16 protein-coding genes are annotated in these 14,639 nt (G+C 62.0%); 5 read left to right on the plus strand and 11 right to left on the minus strand.

Translation table 11 applies throughout. From position 1 onward, the window contains the following. Positions 1–54: 54 nt before the first annotated feature. On the minus strand, positions 55–1,506 hold the full coding sequence (gene gabD / locus ACT6VE_RS23835) for an NADP-dependent succinate-semialdehyde dehydrogenase (RefSeq protein WP_444800848.1): 1,452 nt from the start codon (positions 1,504–1,506) through the stop codon (positions 55–57). A 160-nt stretch (positions 1,507–1,666) separates the two neighbouring features. On the opposite strand from gabD, the gene ACT6VE_RS23840 reads away from it, so the two are divergent. Continuing rightward, positions 1,667–2,260, plus strand: coding sequence for a nitroreductase family protein (locus tag ACT6VE_RS23840; RefSeq protein WP_444800849.1), 594 nt, complete (start codon positions 1,667–1,669; stop codon positions 2,258–2,260). Positions 2,261–2,302: 42 nt separating this feature from the next. On the opposite strand, the gene gyrB is transcribed toward ACT6VE_RS23840, so the two are convergent. The 5 genes from gyrB to ACT6VE_RS23865 form a co-directional block, all read right to left on the minus strand. After that, the gene (gene gyrB / locus ACT6VE_RS23845) at positions 2,303–4,735 is read right to left on the minus strand and encodes a DNA topoisomerase (ATP-hydrolyzing) subunit B (protein WP_444800850.1); all 2,433 of its coding nucleotides are present in this window, start codon (positions 4,733–4,735) and stop codon (positions 2,303–2,305) included. A gap of 133 nt (positions 4,736–4,868) precedes the next feature. Further along, on the minus strand, positions 4,869–5,249 hold the full coding sequence (locus ACT6VE_RS23850; protein WP_444800851.1) for a helix-turn-helix domain-containing protein: 381 nt from the start codon (positions 5,247–5,249) through the stop codon (positions 4,869–4,871). Beyond that, positions 5,246–5,812 (minus strand): Smr/MutS family protein, encoded by a 567-nt coding sequence (locus ACT6VE_RS23855; protein ID WP_444800852.1) that lies wholly within the window; start codon positions 5,810–5,812, stop codon positions 5,246–5,248. The genes ACT6VE_RS23850 and ACT6VE_RS23855 overlap by 4 nt, the downstream gene beginning before the upstream one ends. Continuing rightward, positions 5,799–6,914, minus strand: a complete 1,116-nt coding sequence (gene mltA / locus ACT6VE_RS23860; protein WP_444800853.1) for a murein transglycosylase A — start codon at positions 6,912–6,914, stop codon at positions 5,799–5,801. Before mltA ends, ACT6VE_RS23855 begins: the two co-directional genes overlap by 14 nt. A gap of 13 nt (positions 6,915–6,927) precedes the next feature. After that, positions 6,928–7,632, minus strand: a complete 705-nt coding sequence (locus tag ACT6VE_RS23865; RefSeq protein WP_444800854.1) for a Tim44/TimA family putative adaptor protein — start codon at positions 7,630–7,632, stop codon at positions 6,928–6,930. Positions 7,633–7,786: 154 nt separating this feature from the next. Between ACT6VE_RS23865 and ACT6VE_RS23870 the strand changes: the two genes are divergently transcribed. Both ACT6VE_RS23870 and secB read left to right on the plus strand, forming a co-directional pair. Beyond that, positions 7,787–8,245 carry an FxsA family protein gene (locus tag ACT6VE_RS23870; RefSeq protein ID WP_444800855.1) on the plus strand — a complete coding sequence of 153 codons (459 nt, stop codon included), beginning with the start codon at positions 7,787–7,789 and terminating at the stop codon, positions 8,243–8,245. A 73-nt stretch (positions 8,246–8,318) separates the two neighbouring features. Beyond that, positions 8,319–8,795, plus strand: a complete 477-nt coding sequence (gene secB / locus ACT6VE_RS23875; RefSeq protein ID WP_069060538.1) for a protein-export chaperone SecB — start codon at positions 8,319–8,321, stop codon at positions 8,793–8,795. 83 nt (positions 8,796–8,878) lie between these two features. Here the strand turns inward: secB and dnaQ are convergent, their stop codons facing one another. The 5 genes from dnaQ to ACT6VE_RS23900 are packed head-to-tail and all read right to left on the minus strand — an operon-like array spanning position 8,879 to position 12,496. Continuing rightward, a complete protein-coding gene (dnaQ, locus tag ACT6VE_RS23880) occupies positions 8,879–9,583 on the minus strand; it encodes a DNA polymerase III subunit epsilon (protein WP_444800856.1) in 705 nt (234 codons plus the stop codon). 16 nt (positions 9,584–9,599) lie between these two features. Continuing rightward, positions 9,600–10,196, minus strand: a complete 597-nt coding sequence (coaE, locus tag ACT6VE_RS23885) for a dephospho-CoA kinase (RefSeq protein ID WP_444800857.1) — start codon at positions 10,194–10,196, stop codon at positions 9,600–9,602. Beyond that, positions 10,196–11,053, minus strand: coding sequence for a shikimate dehydrogenase (locus tag ACT6VE_RS23890; protein ID WP_444800858.1), 858 nt, complete (start codon positions 11,051–11,053; stop codon positions 10,196–10,198). The genes coaE and ACT6VE_RS23890 overlap by 1 nt, the downstream gene beginning before the upstream one ends. Further along, the gene (locus ACT6VE_RS23895; protein ID WP_444800859.1) at positions 11,046–11,645 is read right to left on the minus strand and encodes a Maf-like protein; all 600 of its coding nucleotides are present in this window, start codon (positions 11,643–11,645) and stop codon (positions 11,046–11,048) included. Before ACT6VE_RS23895 ends, ACT6VE_RS23890 begins: the two co-directional genes overlap by 8 nt. A 29-nt stretch (positions 11,646–11,674) precedes the next feature. Then, entirely contained in the window at positions 11,675–12,496 is an 822-nt protein-coding gene (locus ACT6VE_RS23900; protein WP_444800860.1) for a pyruvate, water dikinase regulatory protein, read from the minus strand. A gap of 404 nt (positions 12,497–12,900) precedes the next feature. Between ACT6VE_RS23900 and hemE the strand changes: the two genes are divergently transcribed. Beyond that, on the plus strand, positions 12,901–13,935 hold the full coding sequence (hemE, locus tag ACT6VE_RS23905) for a uroporphyrinogen decarboxylase (protein ID WP_444800861.1): 1,035 nt from the start codon (positions 12,901–12,903) through the stop codon (positions 13,933–13,935). Further along, positions 13,932–14,471 carry a protoporphyrinogen oxidase HemJ gene (gene hemJ, locus ACT6VE_RS23910; protein WP_444800862.1) on the plus strand — a complete coding sequence of 180 codons (540 nt, stop codon included), beginning with the start codon at positions 13,932–13,934 and terminating at the stop codon, positions 14,469–14,471. The genes hemE and hemJ overlap by 4 nt, the downstream gene beginning before the upstream one ends. The last annotated feature ends 168 nt before the right edge of the window (positions 14,472–14,639 follow it).

Genomic DNA, 14,639 nt, shown 5'->3' on the forward strand with positions numbered 1-14,639 from the left:
CTCAAAACAGAAACCGGCCGGACGGTGCCGGCCGGAGCTTGCTCTCGAAATGTCTCAGGCGATGCCGCCGAGGCAGACATATTTGATCTCGGTGAATTCCTCGATGCCGTAGCGCGAGCCCTCGCGGCCGAGACCGGAGAGTTTTACGCCGCCGAACGGGGCTTCCGCCGTCGAGATCAGGCCGGTATTGACGCCGACCATGCCGTATTCCAGGGCCTCGGCGACGCGGAACACCCGCGAGAGTTCCTTGGCGTAGAAATAGGAGGCAAGGCCGAACTCCGTGTCATTCGCCTGGGCGATGACGTCATCCTCGTCCTTGAAGCGGAAGAGCGGCGCGACGGGGCCGAAGGTTTCTTCGCGCGCAACTGCCATGTCCGGCGTTACGTCGGCAATGACGGTCGCCTCGTAGAACGTGCCGCCGAGCGCGTGGCGCTTGCCGCCCTGCAAGACCCGGCCACCCTTCTTGACCGCGTCGGAAACGTGCTCCTCGACCTTTTCAAGCGCTGACGTATCGATCAGGGGCCCGAGAATCACGCCCTCGTCAAAACCGTTGCCGGTCTTCAGTTTACCGACGGCCGTCGCGAGCTTTTCCGAGAAGGCGTCATAGACGGCATCCTGCACATAGATCCGGTTGGCGCAGACGCAGGTCTGGCCATTGTTGCGGAATTTGGCGATCAGCGCGCCTTCGACGGCCGCATCGAGATCGGCATCGTCGAAGACGATGAAGGGCGCATTGCCGCCAAGCTCGAGGCCGAGCTTCTTGATGGTCGGGGCGCACTGCTTGTAGAGTTCGGCGCCGATTTCCGTCGAGCCGGTGAAGGTGAGCTTGCGCACGGTCGGGTTTGCGGTCATTTCCGCACCGATTTCGCGGGCAGAGCCCGTGATGACGGAAAACAGGCCGGCGGGCAGGCCGGCGCGTTCGGCGAGAATGGCGATCGCGATTGCCGAGAACGGCGTCTGCGAGGCGGGTTTCAGCACCATGGCGCAACCGGCGGCGAAGGCGGGTCCCGCCTTGCGGGTGATCATGGCGTTGGGGAAGTTCCAGGGCGTAATGGCCGCGACGACGCCGATCGGCTGCTTCATCACGAGAAGACGCTTGTCCTTCTGGTGGCCGGGAATGATATCGCCGTAGAGACGACGGGCTTCTTCGGCAAACCACTCGACGAAGCTTGCGCCATAGACGATTTCGCCGGTGGCTTCGGCGAGCGGCTTGCCCTGTTCCATGGTCAGGATGCGGCCGAGATCGTCCTTGTTCTCGATCATCAGCTCGAACCACTTGCGCAGCACGCCCGAACGCTCCTTGGCGGTGCGGGCGGCCCAGCCCTTCTGGGCGGCAGCTGCCGCATCGATCGCTTCCTTGGTCTCCTTGGCGCCGAGCTTCGGAACATAGCCGACCAGCTCGCCCGTCGCGGGGTTCTTCACGGCGATGCCGTTCGAATCCGCGTCGATCCAGCGCGTGCCGACAAGGGCTGCCTGGCGCAGCAGGCTCGGGTCTTTCAGGCTCATCGGATATCTCCCATTTCACGATGCCGTTTCTCATGTGTCGCAAGGGTTATATTGCCTTCGCACCCCCTTCGACAATGCGACAGACATGCGATTTTACCGCTTGCGGCAGCCGGCGGCGGGGCTAAGGTCGGGACGCAATTTCTGACATTCGAGGCTTGTTATGACCCATCCTACCGGCCGCATTGCGGACCACACGATTGCCCCCCTCTTCCTTGACCGCTGGTCACCCCGCGCCTTCACCGGCGAAGGCATGCCGCAGACGACGCTGCTCTCGCTCTTCGAGGCGGCACGCTGGGCGCCGTCGGCCGCCAACGGCCAGCCGTGGCGCTTCGTCTACGGCCATCGCGGCACCGAGGCCTTCGACACGATCTACAACACGCTGGACGAGGGCAACCGCCGCTGGGCCGACAAGGCCTCCGTGCTCGCCGTGATCATCTCGCAGACCCACCGCAAGACCGCCGACGGCGAGATGCGGCACGCCTATACCCATGCCTTCGATACGGGCGCCGCCTGGGCCTACCTCGCCCTGGAGGCGACGCGCGCCGGCTATCACGCGCACGGCATGGGCGGCATCGACCGGGAAAAGGCCATGCAGGTTCTCGGCGTTCCGGAGGGTTTTCGCGTGGAAGCGGGACTGGCGATCGGCAAGATCGCGCCGAAGGAGACGCTGCCGGAGGATCTCATGAAGCGCGAGGTGCCGAGCACGCGCAAGCCAGTTGAGGAGTTCATCTCCGAAGGCACATTCACCGCCTGATCCTCGAAATGAAAGAGCCGCCTTTCGGCGGCTCTTTTCGGATCAGATGTCGAGGTTCGCCACGCTGAGGGCGTTTTCCTGGATGAAGTCGCGGCGCGGCTCCACCTCGTCACCCATCAGGCGAGAAAACAGCCCGTCGGCATCCGTTGCATCCGGAACCCTCACCTGCAGCAGCGAGCGGACGTTCGGATCGAGCGTCGTTTCCCAGAGCTGCTCGGCATTCATCTCGCCGAGACCCTTGTAGCGCTGCATCGAAAGGCCCTTGCGGCCGGCCGCGAAGACGGCATCCAGCAGGGCGCGCGGGCCGGTGATTTCAAGCTGGCCATCCTTGCGGCGCAGCACCGGCGGCGGCGCGTAGGTTTCCCGGAAGCGCACGGAAAGCTGGTCGATGTGACGTGCATCGGCCGAGCCGATCAGCGCCATGTCGACATGGGCGGATTCCTTGACGCCGCGCACCATGCGCTCGAGACGCAGGCCACCATCGGTCGCGACAGACCCCGTCCAGCCGCGCTCCGTTTCTTCGGCGATCAGGTCGAGCCGGCGAGCCACCTCTTCCGCCTTGGCCGCATAGGCCTCGCGGTCGTGGCTGAGTTCGAGGTTCAGGGCACCGGAAATGGCAGCCTGTTCGACGATCGATCGGCTGTAACGCGAATGCAGGCCATCAAGCAGCGAACGCAGGCGCAGCGCATCCTGGATCAGCTCGCGGATATCCTGGCCGGCGCGAACCTCGCCGGAAGCCAGTTCCAGCGTGGCATCGTCGAGGCCGGTATTGATCAGGTACTCTTCCAGAGCCTTCTCATCCTTCAGGTACTGGCTCGATTTGCCGCGCGCCACCTTATAGAGCGGCGGCTGGGCGATGTAGAGATGGCCACGCTCGATCAGTTCCGGCATCTGGCGGAAGAAGAAGGTGAGCAACAGGGTACGGATATGCGCGCCGTCCACGTCGGCGTCCGTCATGATGATGATCTTGTGGTAGCGCAGCTTGTCGGCGTTGAACTCGTCTTTGCCGATCGACGTGCCGAGCGCGGTGATCAGCGTGCCGATTTCCTGGCTGGACAGCATCTTGTCGAAACGCGCACGCTCGACGTTCAAGATCTTGCCGCGCAACGGCAGGATGGCCTGGTTCTCACGCGAACGGCCCTGCTTGGCCGAACCGCCGGCCGAATCACCCTCAACGAGAAAAACTTCGGACTTTGCCGGATCACGCTCCGAGCAGTCGGCGAGCTTGCCGGGCAGCGACGAGATGTCGAGCGCGCCCTTGCGCCGCGTCAGTTCACGCGCCTTGCGGGCGGCCTCGCGGGCGGCAGCCGCCTCAACGACCTTGCCGACGAGGATTTTCGCGTCCGACGGATGCTCTTCGAACCAGGTGGACAGTGCCTCGTTCACGAGGTTTTCCACGGCAGGTCGAACTTCCGACGAGACGAGCTTGTCCTTGGTCTGCGAGGAGAATTTCGGATCGGGCACCTTGACGGAGAGCACCGCCGTCAGCCCTTCGCGGCAGTCTTCGCCCTGCAGCGTCACCTTTTCGCGCTTCATGATGCCGGACGTGTCGGCATAGGAAACGACCTGGCGGGTCAGCGCACCGCGGAAGCCCGCCATATGCGTGCCGCCGTCGCGCTGGGGAATGTTGTTGGTGAAGCAGAGCACGTTCTCATGGTAGCTGTCGTTCCACCACATCGCGACCTCGACCGTGATGCCGTCCTTCTCGCCGCGGATGGCGATAGGCTTCGACACCAGCGGCTTCTTGGCCCGGTCGAGATATTGCACGAAGGCTTCAAGGCCGCCCTCGTACATCAACTCGTCCTGCCTGACATCCGAGTGGCGGCGATCGGTGAGCACGATGTGCACGCCGGAATTCAGGAAGGCCAGTTCGCGCAGGCGATGTTCAAGTGTCGAATAGATGAACTCGATGTTCGAGAACGTGTCGGGGGACGGCAGGAAGGTCACTTCCGTACCGGTCTCGGCACCGCATTCGCCGGTCGCCGCCAGGGGCGCATCGGGCACGCCGTGGGTGAAGCTCATTTCGAAGATCTTGCCGGCGCGGCGGATCTTCAGCTTCAGCTTGACGGAGAGCGCATTTACCACCGAAACGCCCACGCCGTGCAGACCGCCGGAAACCTTGTAGGAGTTCTGGTCGAACTTACCGCCGGCATGCAGCTGGGTCATGATGACCTCGGCCGCCGAGACGCCCTCTTCCTTGTGGATGTCGGTCGGGATGCCGCGGCCGTTGTCGGTGACCGTCACGGAACCGTCCGCATTGAGCGTCACAGTCACGATATCCGCATGGCCGGCAAGCGCTTCGTCGATCGCGTTATCGACAACCTCGTAGACCATGTGATGCAGACCCGAACCGTCATCGGTATCGCCGATATACATGCCAGGGCGCTTGCGCACGGCGTCGAGGCCCTTCAGGACCTTGATCGAATCTGCGCCATACTCGGCCGGGCCGTTTTCGGTCTCGGGTGTGTCAGTCATTCAAACGTCTTTCCAGAAGTTTCGCGGAAGGCGGGAAGCGCGGCGAATCACCGCTTTCCAAGTCCTTGAATATAGGGATTTTGCCCTCAAGTTCCAAACCTGAGAGCGCGTAAACACGGCAGAATTCAGGGAATCAACCGGGTTTTACCCGGGAATTGCAAGCTTTTTCGAGAATACCAGCAAGACGGCGCACCGTAGCGGGTGGCAGGTTGCGAATTTCCGCCGAAAGCCGGTTGGCAAAAGCCGTGTATTCCGGCGGCAGGCCGGCCGTATCGACCACAACACGCGGGTCTGAAATCTGGGCAATGCGGAAAAGTTCTTCCGCTTCGTCCCAGATGACGTTGAAATAACCGGCAACCCGCTGGAGGAAATCGAAGCTCGGCATGCCGCGCTTGCCATGCTCCAGTGCCGACAAATAGGCAGGGCTGACGCCAAGCGCCTGGGCCATGTCCTTCTGCGACACACCCTTGCGGTCGCGCAGATGCCGGACCGCCTTGCCAAACGGCGTCGTCATGGCTTTTCCCCCGGCTGGCGGGCGAGCCGCACATAGAGCGCACCCTCCCCACCATGGTTGCGTGCCGCCGCCTCGTAGGACGAGATCAGCGGCCGGAATTCCGGCAGCGAGAACCACAGCGGCACCGCCCGCTTCAGGGCGCCGTCACTACCGAGCGAGGTGCCCTTGCCGGTGATGACCAGCACATGCCGCAGGCCCCGCGCATGCGCCTTGATGAGGAAGCCGAGCAGGAAACCGTGCGCCTCGCTCTGGATCATGCCATGCAGGTCGATGCGCGCTTCCAGTGCCAGGCGGCCCTTGGCGATCTTGCGCTTGACGGGCCGCTCCAGCGGATGGTGGCGGGTTTCCTTGCCGCGGGCGGCGGTGAGGGCAATGCCTTCCGCAGCTGGCTTGTCGGCCTTCGCCTTTTTCGGCTCCGGTGCTTTCTGCTCCTCGGCCTTTTCCGCGAAGACGGCTTCGAACTCCGTCAAGGCATCGAGTTTGCCCGGCATTGCGCGCGTGCTGCGCGCCACCTTGCCCCAGAGAATGCGGTCCTCGCTCGAGAGCGTCTTATCCTTCGGCATCGAGGTATCGCCCCGCAGCCGTCTTGGGGATGAGGATATGGAAGGTCGCCGCATTGCGCACATGACCCGCCAGCGCACCCGCCGCATCCCCCGAACCGGTAAAAATATCGCCGCGCGCCGGGCCGACGATGGCCGTTCCCGTATCGAGCGCCAGCATCAGGCGCCGGAAGGGTTTTCCGCCGTCCATATGGGTGAGGCTATCGCTGGAGATGAAGAACGGCAGGCCGAACGTATGGATCATCCGGTCGACCGCCAGCGAGCGGCCGGCGACCAGCGGAACCTTGGCGGCGGCGATCGGCCCGAGCGAATCATCGGTTACCGCCGCTTCCTTGAAGAAGATGAAGGAGCGGTTGTGCCAGAGCACGTCGTCGACCTGGCTCTCATGGCGTGCGAGCCAATCGCGGATCGAGCCCATGGAGACCGTCGCCGCGTCGATCTCGCCGCGATCGATCAAAAACTTGCCGATCGGCGAGAACGGGTGGCCGCTTTTCGCGACGTAGGTGATGCGCTTGACGCACCCGTCCGGATAGACAAGCCGTGCGGCGCCCTGCACATGGGCGAAGAACACATCCACCTTAGAGCGGGCATAGGCGATTTCCAGCCCGCAGCCTGCGAGGTAGCCCCGTTCGATTGTGCCGCGATCCGGATGTTCGACGATCATGCCATCCTTCAGCTGGCCGAACGCAAAACCCGGCGCGAAACCGGCCGGGCGATTGCTGTCGTCGATATCGACCAGATCGTCCGGCCGGGAATAGAAGGGATAGCGATATTCCGCATCGGGCTTGGCCCGCACAGCCACCTCCGGCTCGTAGAAGGCCGTGACGAAACCGGCAGAGCCATCCACCTTGTCGATCAGGAACGGCACGCAGTGAGCCTCGAAAAACGCCCGCACCGCGACGGCGCCTTCCGGCATTTCGTCAGCGGCGGCATCCAGCAAGGTCAAAAGCTCGCCGGCGGTGATGCCAAGCGAGCCTGTCTTGTAGGGTTTTGTCGTGCGGATGTGCGCGCGACAGCGATCCATCGCCGCCATCAGCGGCGTTGGATCATCGTCGTCCCAGCCGGGAAGCGCGGAAAACCGGGCCGGAACCAGGCGGTACTCCATTATAGGGCCTCGCTCAGCCTTCCGATTCGGTGGCGATCAGCTTCCAGTTCGGATCGCGCGAACGGATGTCGCGGGCAAAGGTCCACAGATCGTTGACTTCCGCCACCGTCTCCGCATCGCCTTCGACCAGTGCGCCGGCCTTGTCATAGGTGGCGGAGATCAGCTGGCTGATGATGCGCAGCGTCACGTTCACTTCGCTATCCTTGACCTCGGCCCCGACGATATCGGCCTTTTCGATGCCGACGAAGCTGGAGCGAACGACCTCGCCCTTGCTCTCACGTTCGGAAATCGCAGCATCGAAGCCTTCGTAGACTTCACGCGACAGGAGGTTGCTCAGTGCCTTGCGGTCGCCGTCCGCAAAGGCGACGACGATCATCTCGTAGGCCATGCGGGCGCCATTGACGAATTCCTTCGGATTGAAGGATGGGTCAATCTTGACGACGCTACGCAAGTATTCGTTGAGCGGCGTGCCGGGTGCAACGAAGCTATCGACGGAGGCATAGGGGTTCTCCTCCTCGTCGGTGCCGTCACGCTTCGGCAGCGTGACCACCTTGCCGCGATCGGCCGAATCAGCCTCCCCAACGCTCTCGCGTTTGGAATAGGGATCGAAGGGCGGGCGCTCGCTGCCGGTGCGACGGCCAAGAACGCTGCGCAATTGCAGGAAGATGACCACCGCAGCCACAAGGAAGAAAATCGTTACAAAGTCGAATGAGCCCATTATCGATCCGAAACCGGTTCCTGTTTTTCTTTTCTATCCCCATATAGTCCGCAAAGCCGGATCATTCAAATGGCGATGACGTGAATGCGACCAAGACGCGCGGAATAGGTGTCGGCAGTATCGATCCCGGCGAATCTATGCGACAGTCAAGACCATGCTAAGACGTCTTATTCCCCTCTTCATTCTTTTGCTGCCGCTGGCGGAAATCGCCTGTTTCATTGTTGTCGGACGACGAATCGGCCTGTTTCCGACGCTGTCGCTCGTCGTGCTTTCGGCCGTTGCCGGCATCGTCCTGATGCGCATCCAGGGTTTTGGCGTCCTCAACCGGTTGCGGCAGTCGGGCCAGGAGGGTCGCGCGCCCGGCAAGGAGCTGCTCGACACGGCGATGATCCTCATTGCCGGCATCCTGCTGCTCATTCCGGGTTTCCTGACCGATATCGTCGGGCTCGCGCTTTTTCTTCCGCCGGTCCGCAGCTTTCTGTGGAACCGGTTGATGCGCAACGTGGTTGTGGTCGATATCGGCGGCGCGCGGCCGGACAATCGGCCGAGAACCGACCCGCAGCGCACCATCGATCTCGACGACGGCGACTTCCGTCGTGACGACCGGCCCTGAGGCCCGAGGGTTGTAAGCCCGGGGCCGAAATGATAGATGGCCTGACTTTCTTAAGTCCCCGAGGATCGTTTCCATGACCGACGCAGTGTCCGACAATTCCGCCGCGAGCCCTTCGCTCAACATCCTGGCGCAGTATGTGAAGGATTTCTCCTTCGAAAACCCGGGCGCACCGCGGTCGCTGCAGGCCCGTGACAAGGCGCCGGCGATCAATATCAGCGTCAACGTCAACGCCAACCCGCTTTCCGAAACGGACTTCGACGTCATCCTGTCGCTGAACGCCGAAGCCAAGGACGGCGACAAGATGCTGTTCAACGCCGAGCTCGCCTATGGCGGCGTCTTCCGCGTCACGGGTTTCCCGCAGGAGCACATGCTGCCGGTTCTCTTCATCGAGTGCCCGCGCCTGCTCTTCCCCTTCGCGCGCCAGATCATTTCCGACGCCACCCGCAACGGCGGCTTTCCGCCGCTGATGATCGACCCGATCGACTTTGCCCAGATGTTCAGCCAGCGCATGGCCGAAGAACAGGTCAAGGCCAAGGTTCAGGCCAACTAAACCGACTTACAATTTTTCAAACAACGACGCCCGGCCACTTGGTGACCGGGCGTTTTCTTTTGCGTTACAATAATGAGCCGGATTCAGGCGTCGTACTTCGCCCAGATCGCCTTGTCGCCCATCGTGCCCACCATGGCAGCGTGCGCGGCTTTCTCTTTCTCGGTAAGGCGGGCCGCAAGCGGCTTCGGCCGCACGCCGTGTTGCAGGGCAACCTCATCCTCGGCCTCGACCAGGGTCCTGCGACCCATTTCGGCCGTGCCGAGGCCAAGTGCAGCCTGCCGGCCGCCGAGCATTTCGATATAGACTTCGGCGAGTAGTTCGGAGTCGAGCAGTGCGCCGTGTTGCGTGCGGTGCGAATTGTCGATGCCGTAGCGCCGGCAGAGGGCATCGAGCGAATTCGGCCCCATCGGATGTTTTCGGCGCGCCAGCGCCAAGGTGTCCGTCACCCGTTCCTGCAGGATCGGCGGCCGGCCGAGCCGGTCCAGCTCGGCATTCATGAAGCCCATGTCGAAGTTGGCATTGTGCGCGACCCATCGAGCCTCGCCAAAGAAGTCGAGGATTTTTTCAACCACCTCGCCGAAGGAGGGTTTGTCCTTCAGGGATTCGTCGGTGATGCCGTGCACGGCAAGCGCATCGGGATGGACCTTGCGGTCGCCCGGATTGATATAGAGGTGGAGCGTGCGGCCGGTGGGAAAATGGTTTTCCAGCTCCACGCCGCCGATCTCGATGACGCGGTCGAGCTTGTTGTCGAGGCCGGTCGTTTCCGTATCGAAGATGATCTCGCGCATCAGTCCTGCCGTCCCTTCAAGCTATGGGTTTGCTTTGACGCAATTCCAGCAAAACCTCTTCCACCTGTTTGCGCGCCGCTTCAAGCCCCCGGCCCGTATCGATGAGGAAATCGGCCCGCCGGCGCTTTTCCGCATCCGGCATCTGGCGCGACAGGATCAACTCGAATTTTTCCGCCGTCATGCCGGGGCGGGCAAGCACCCGCTGCCTTTGCGTCTCCGAATCACAGGTGACGACGACCACCTTGTCCACCCGCTTTTCGCCGCCCGTTTCATAGAGCAGCGGAATATCGAGCAGCACGAGCATCGATCCGTTCCGACGCTCCGTATCAAGAAAGGCGTTTTCCCGCGCCCGCACAAGGGGGTGGATGACGGCCTCCAGCTCGCGAAAACGCTCGGGCGCCTGCGCCAGAACAGCCGACAACGCTTTCCGGTCGATGGCATCGCCGTTCAGCGCCTCGGGAAATCGCTCGGCCACCGGCGCCACGGCCTCCCTTTGATACAGGTCATGAACCGTTGCATCCGCATCGTACACCGGCACACCCAGATCGGAAAACATCTGAGCAGTCGTCGACTTTCCGGTCCCGATCGATCCGGTGAGGCCGAGCACGATCATCAATGGGCCTCCATATCCGCAAGGATCCGTCGACGCAGTTCTGCATCGACGGTCGGTCTTTGACCAAACCACTTTTCGAAGCCGGGTGCCGCCTGGTGCAACAACATGCCGAGGCCATCCACCGTGGCAAACCCCTGCGCCTTCGCCTGGCTGAGAATGGGCGTGACCAGGGGTACATAAACGATGTCCGTCACCACCGCGCCCTGGGCGAGCGGCGAAAAATCGAAATCCGGCGCCGGCTCTCCGTCCATGCCAAGCGACGTCGTGTTGACGAAAAGCCCGGCCGCTTTCGACACTTCAGACAAGGCTGCCATGTCGTGCGCATGGACCTTTGGCCCAAAACGGTCGGCCAGTTCCTGCGCCCGCGCGACGGTGCGGTTCACCACATGAATTTCACCGACACCACGATCGCGCACGGCCTGGATGATCGCCCGGCTCGCCCCTCCTGCCCCGAGAACAACGGCGCGATCGGTCTTGTCCCAACCCGGTGCAGCGGCATCGAGATTGGCAAGAAAACCAAAACCGTCCGTGTTCGTCGCGTGAAGCGCACCGTCCTCGAGCCAGAGCGTGTTCGAGGCTCCGAGTTCTTCGCTCAGGGCATCCGGCCTGTCGGCCAGCGCAAAGGCCGTCTCCTTGTGCGGGATGGTCACATTGCCACCGATGAAGCCGGATTCACCACTCTTCAACCGAGAAACGAAGCCGGCGAAATCCTCTGGCGAAATCTCTTGGCGCGTGTAGGAACCATGAATCCCCAGGGTTTCCAGCCAGTAGCCGTGAATGAGCGGCGAGCGGGAATGTTTGACCGGGTAGCCCGTCACGAAGGCATGATGGGCGATTGTTTCACGTGAATCATGCATCGATGGCACCGAGATCGCGAAGTTTAGCCAGCAACGGAAGCAGTGGCAGGCCGAGGATGGTAAAGTAGTCGCCGTCGATCCGCTCGAAGAGCTGGACCCCTTCTCCTTCGAGCTGATAGGCGCCGACGCTGGCCAGAACACGCGCACCCACCCGCGCGAGATGGCGGTCGATGAAGGCTTCGGACAACGGCCGCATCGTCAGGTTAGCAATGGAAACGTCGCTCCAGAGCGTTTCCCCATCCCGCACCAGCGCAATGCCGCAGTTCAGCGAATGGGTTTTCCCCGACATCGCCGTCAGGTGCGACTTGGCCTCCGCCATATCCGCCGGCTTGTGAAATACAAGGCCCTCAAGCGAAAGCGTCTGGTCCGAGCCAATCACCAGGGAACTCGGATTGCGCCGAGCAACGTCCCGCGCCTTCTCGATTGCCAGTGCCTCGGCAATCCCTTGCGGCGTTGGATTGTGCGCGGCAAGGGCCGCCTCCGCGGCACGCTCATCAATCTCGGCCGCCTGCGTTTCAAAGGTCAGGCCGGCATTTTCCATGAGCATGCGGCGAAAGGGGCTTTGCGAAGCCAGGATCAGGGGCACCGTCATCCAGATATCTCCGTGGGTCTTTCCCCGCGTTAGCGAAGCTTGGGACGAAGCGCAACGATGGCGGCGGCCGTTTCCTCGATCGAGCGGCGCGTCACGTCGATGATCGGCCAGTTATGACGCGCGCAGATGGCGCGCGCATATTTCAATTCCTCGGAAATCTGCGCCCGGTCGATATAGTCTTCGCCGCGAAAATCCTGTGTCTGTCCGAGCAGCCGGTTCTGTCGCACCTGGGCAATCCGGTCCGTCGTGGCGATCAGGCCGACGACCAGCGGTTTCGTCGTCGTCGACAACCGGTCCGGCAGCGGCACGCCGAGCACGATCGGCACATTGGCTGTCTTGATGCCGCGATTGGCGAGATAGATGCTGGTCGGCGTCTTGGACGTGCGGCTGATACCGACGAGGATGACATCGGCCTCCTCCAGATTGGCGGGAAGCTGCCCGTCATCATGATCCATCGTGAAGTTCAACGCGTCGATGCGGGCGAAGTATTCCGCATTCATCACATGTTGCGCACCGACCCGGCGGCGCGACGGTGCACCGAGATAGGACTGAAAGAGATCGATCACCGGCTCGAGCACGGAAACACAGGGAACGCCCATCTCGCGGCAGCGCTGGTCGATGATGTCCGACAGCTCCCGATCGACGATCGTATAGAGCACGATGCCGGGCGCACCATCGATCGCGTCGAGCACCGGCATCAGCTGCTTGCGGTTTCGGACCAGCGGATAGACGTGTTCGAGCGCCTGCGAAGACTGGAACTGCGCCGCCGCCGCCCGTCCCGCCGCAATCAGCGTTTCGCCCGTCGAGTCCGAAATGAGGTGCAGATGGAAGTAGTTTTTGGTGCTTTCCACAATATCCTCGACCCCCTGTTGATGACCCGGGATAAACAGCAGCTAAGAACGGCAGGGGGGCGGAGGCAAGAGGATAAGTGCCGATTTATCCACAAATGGCGGTCGCGAGGAAAGCGATTCAGGGCGCTTGTGGATAAGACTCACAGCATGGCAAAGTGTCGCGTTTGCCCACAGCCTATCCACAGGAAAGCGCTTTGGGCTGCATCGGGAATCATTTTGATTCCAAAAGAGGAATCCTGTTTTCCCTGTTCTGCGGTGAAAATCGCATTCAGCCGTTTGCTTTTTCCACCGTCTGTGCGCTGAGACCCGTCGGCTGTGGAGAGGATTTAATCCTTGATAGTCACCGACTCTAAGAAATAGAAACCCTTTTAAGAGAGATTATTTCTTTATTGGAGAACCCCGCGATGTCTGCGAAAAGCCGGAAGATCGTCGAAGTCCTGAACGGCAAGACGGTGTCTCCGCCTCCCGTCTGGCTGATGCGGCAGGCTGGACGTCATCTGCCGGAGTACAGGGCCACGCGTGCAGAAGCCGGAAGTTTCCTCGATCTCTGTTATTCGCCGGCACTGGCAACGGAAGTCACGCTCCAGCCGATCCGCCGCTATGGCTTTGATGCGGCGATCCTGTTTTCCGATATCCTCGTCATTCCCGATGCCCTGAAGCGCAATGTGCGTTTTGAGGAAGGCCACGGACCACGTCTCGATCCGATCGACGCCGACGGCATTTTTGCCCTGAAAGGGGATGACGTTCACAATCACCTCCAGCCGGTCATGGAAGCGGTTGGTCGCATCCGGCAGGCCGTGCCACAGGAAACGGCCCTGATTGGCTTCTGCGGGGCTCCCTGGACCGTTGCGACCTATATGATCGCCGGTCAGGGAACGCCGGACCAGGCACCAGCACGCCTTTTTGCCTACAAGGAGCCCCGCGCCTTCGCACAGCTGCTCGATGTGCTGGCCGAACTGTCCGCCGACTATCTCGTGGCGCAGATCGATGCCGGGGTCGACGTGGTGCAGATTTTCGACTCCTGGGCTGGCGTTCTCGGCGAGAAGGAATTTGCCGAATACGCCGTGCGGCCCGTGCGGAGAATCATCGATTCGGTGAAATCCCGTCGTCCGCACGCCAAGGTGATCGCTTTCGCCAAGGGCGCCGGTCTGCTTTTGAAGACCTATCGGCAGGAGACACGGGCGGACGCAATCGGGCTCGATTGGTCAGTGCCGCTGTCCTTCGCCGCCGATCTGCAGAAGGACGGGCCGGTACAGGGCAATCTCGATCCTATGCGTGTCGTCGCTGGCGGTGTTGCTCTGGACGAGGGCATCGACGCCATCCTGCAAGCTCTGGGCAATGGCCCGCTGATCTTCAATCTCGGCCACGGGATCACGCCGCAGGCCGATCCGGAAAACGTCATGCGCCTGGTGGCGCGCGTTCGCGGAGAAAACCAGTGAGCGAGAAACAGACGGGCGAAAGCGCCGGGCGCCGGGCACGACTGCGTGCGGCGGTCGCCCTTGGTGTCTTCGCCCTTCTGGCCGCCGTCCTGATCGCCTTTCCGCCTGACGATTTGTATCTGTGGATCAAGGCGTTGCACATCATCGCCGTCATCTCGTGGATGGCGGGGCTGCTCTACCTGCCGCGGCTCTTCGTCTACCACACGGACGCGCCGGCTGGTTCCGTCCAGTCGGAAACATTCAAGGTGATGGAGCAACGGCTCTACCGCACCATCATGCAGCCGGCCATGGGGCTTTCCTGGCTGCTCGGCCTCTATCTCGCCTGGTCCGTCTATGGTTTTCAGGGCGGATGGCTCCATGCCAAGCTTGCTTTCGTCGTGCTTTTGACGGGTGTTCATCACTTTTACGGCAACGCAGTCAAAGCCTTTGCCGATGAAAAAAACACCAAAACCGGCCGGCAATGGCGCATCTGGAACGAGGCGCCGGCCCTCCTGATGATCCTCATCGTCGTCATGGTGGTGGTCAAACCGTTCTAGGCCGGCGCGACAAAACAGACGAAATTTCCACGCCCCCTTGCGAGGCAGCGCCGGAACCGCTAGTTTCGCCGCATCTCATCTCTCGTGGCATGTGTATTCGTTCAGTGAACTGCACCGGACCCCCCGCAGTTCGTCCTTGACCCGCACGCCTTTTCCCACCCCGACGAT

This window comes from Shinella sp., assembly GCF_052438155.1.
In the GTDB taxonomy this organism is placed as follows: domain Bacteria; phylum Pseudomonadota; class Alphaproteobacteria; order Rhizobiales; family Rhizobiaceae; genus Shinella.

What these genes read in the sequence shown, in the direction of transcription:
- secB (WP_069060538.1), top strand. Translation starts at nt 8,319, where the DNA reads ATGACCGACGCAGTGTCCGACAATTCCGCCGCGAGCCCTTCGCTCAAC.
- ACT6VE_RS23865 (WP_444800854.1), bottom strand. Translation starts at nt 7,632, where the DNA reads ATGGGCTCATTCGACTTTGTAACGATTTTCTTCCTTGTGGCTGCGGTG.
- ACT6VE_RS23850 (WP_444800851.1), bottom strand. Translation starts at nt 5,249, where the DNA reads ATGACGACGCCGTTTGGCAAGGCGGTCCGGCATCTGCGCGACCGCAAG.
- ACT6VE_RS23870 (WP_444800855.1), top strand. Translation starts at nt 7,787, where the DNA reads ATGCTAAGACGTCTTATTCCCCTCTTCATTCTTTTGCTGCCGCTGGCG.
- dnaQ (WP_444800856.1), bottom strand. Translation starts at nt 9,583, where the DNA reads ATGCGCGAGATCATCTTCGATACGGAAACGACCGGCCTCGACAACAAG.
- gyrB (WP_444800850.1), bottom strand. Translation starts at nt 4,735, where the DNA reads ATGACTGACACACCCGAGACCGAAAACGGCCCGGCCGAGTATGGCGCA.
- ACT6VE_RS23855 (WP_444800852.1), bottom strand. Translation starts at nt 5,812, where the DNA reads ATGCCGAAGGATAAGACGCTCTCGAGCGAGGACCGCATTCTCTGGGGC.
- ACT6VE_RS23890 (WP_444800858.1), bottom strand. Translation starts at nt 11,053, where the DNA reads ATGCATGATTCACGTGAAACAATCGCCCATCATGCCTTCGTGACGGGC.
- ACT6VE_RS23895 (WP_444800859.1), bottom strand. Translation starts at nt 11,645, where the DNA reads ATGACGGTGCCCCTGATCCTGGCTTCGCAAAGCCCCTTTCGCCGCATG.
- hemE (WP_444800861.1), top strand. Translation starts at nt 12,901, where the DNA reads ATGTCTGCGAAAAGCCGGAAGATCGTCGAAGTCCTGAACGGCAAGACG.
- mltA (WP_444800853.1), bottom strand. Translation starts at nt 6,914, where the DNA reads ATGGAGTACCGCCTGGTTCCGGCCCGGTTTTCCGCGCTTCCCGGCTGG.
- gabD (WP_444800848.1), bottom strand. Translation starts at nt 1,506, where the DNA reads ATGAGCCTGAAAGACCCGAGCCTGCTGCGCCAGGCAGCCCTTGTCGGC.
- ACT6VE_RS23840 (WP_444800849.1), top strand. Translation starts at nt 1,667, where the DNA reads ATGACCCATCCTACCGGCCGCATTGCGGACCACACGATTGCCCCCCTC.
- coaE (WP_444800857.1), bottom strand. Translation starts at nt 10,196, where the DNA reads ATGATCGTGCTCGGCCTCACCGGATCGATCGGGACCGGAAAGTCGACG.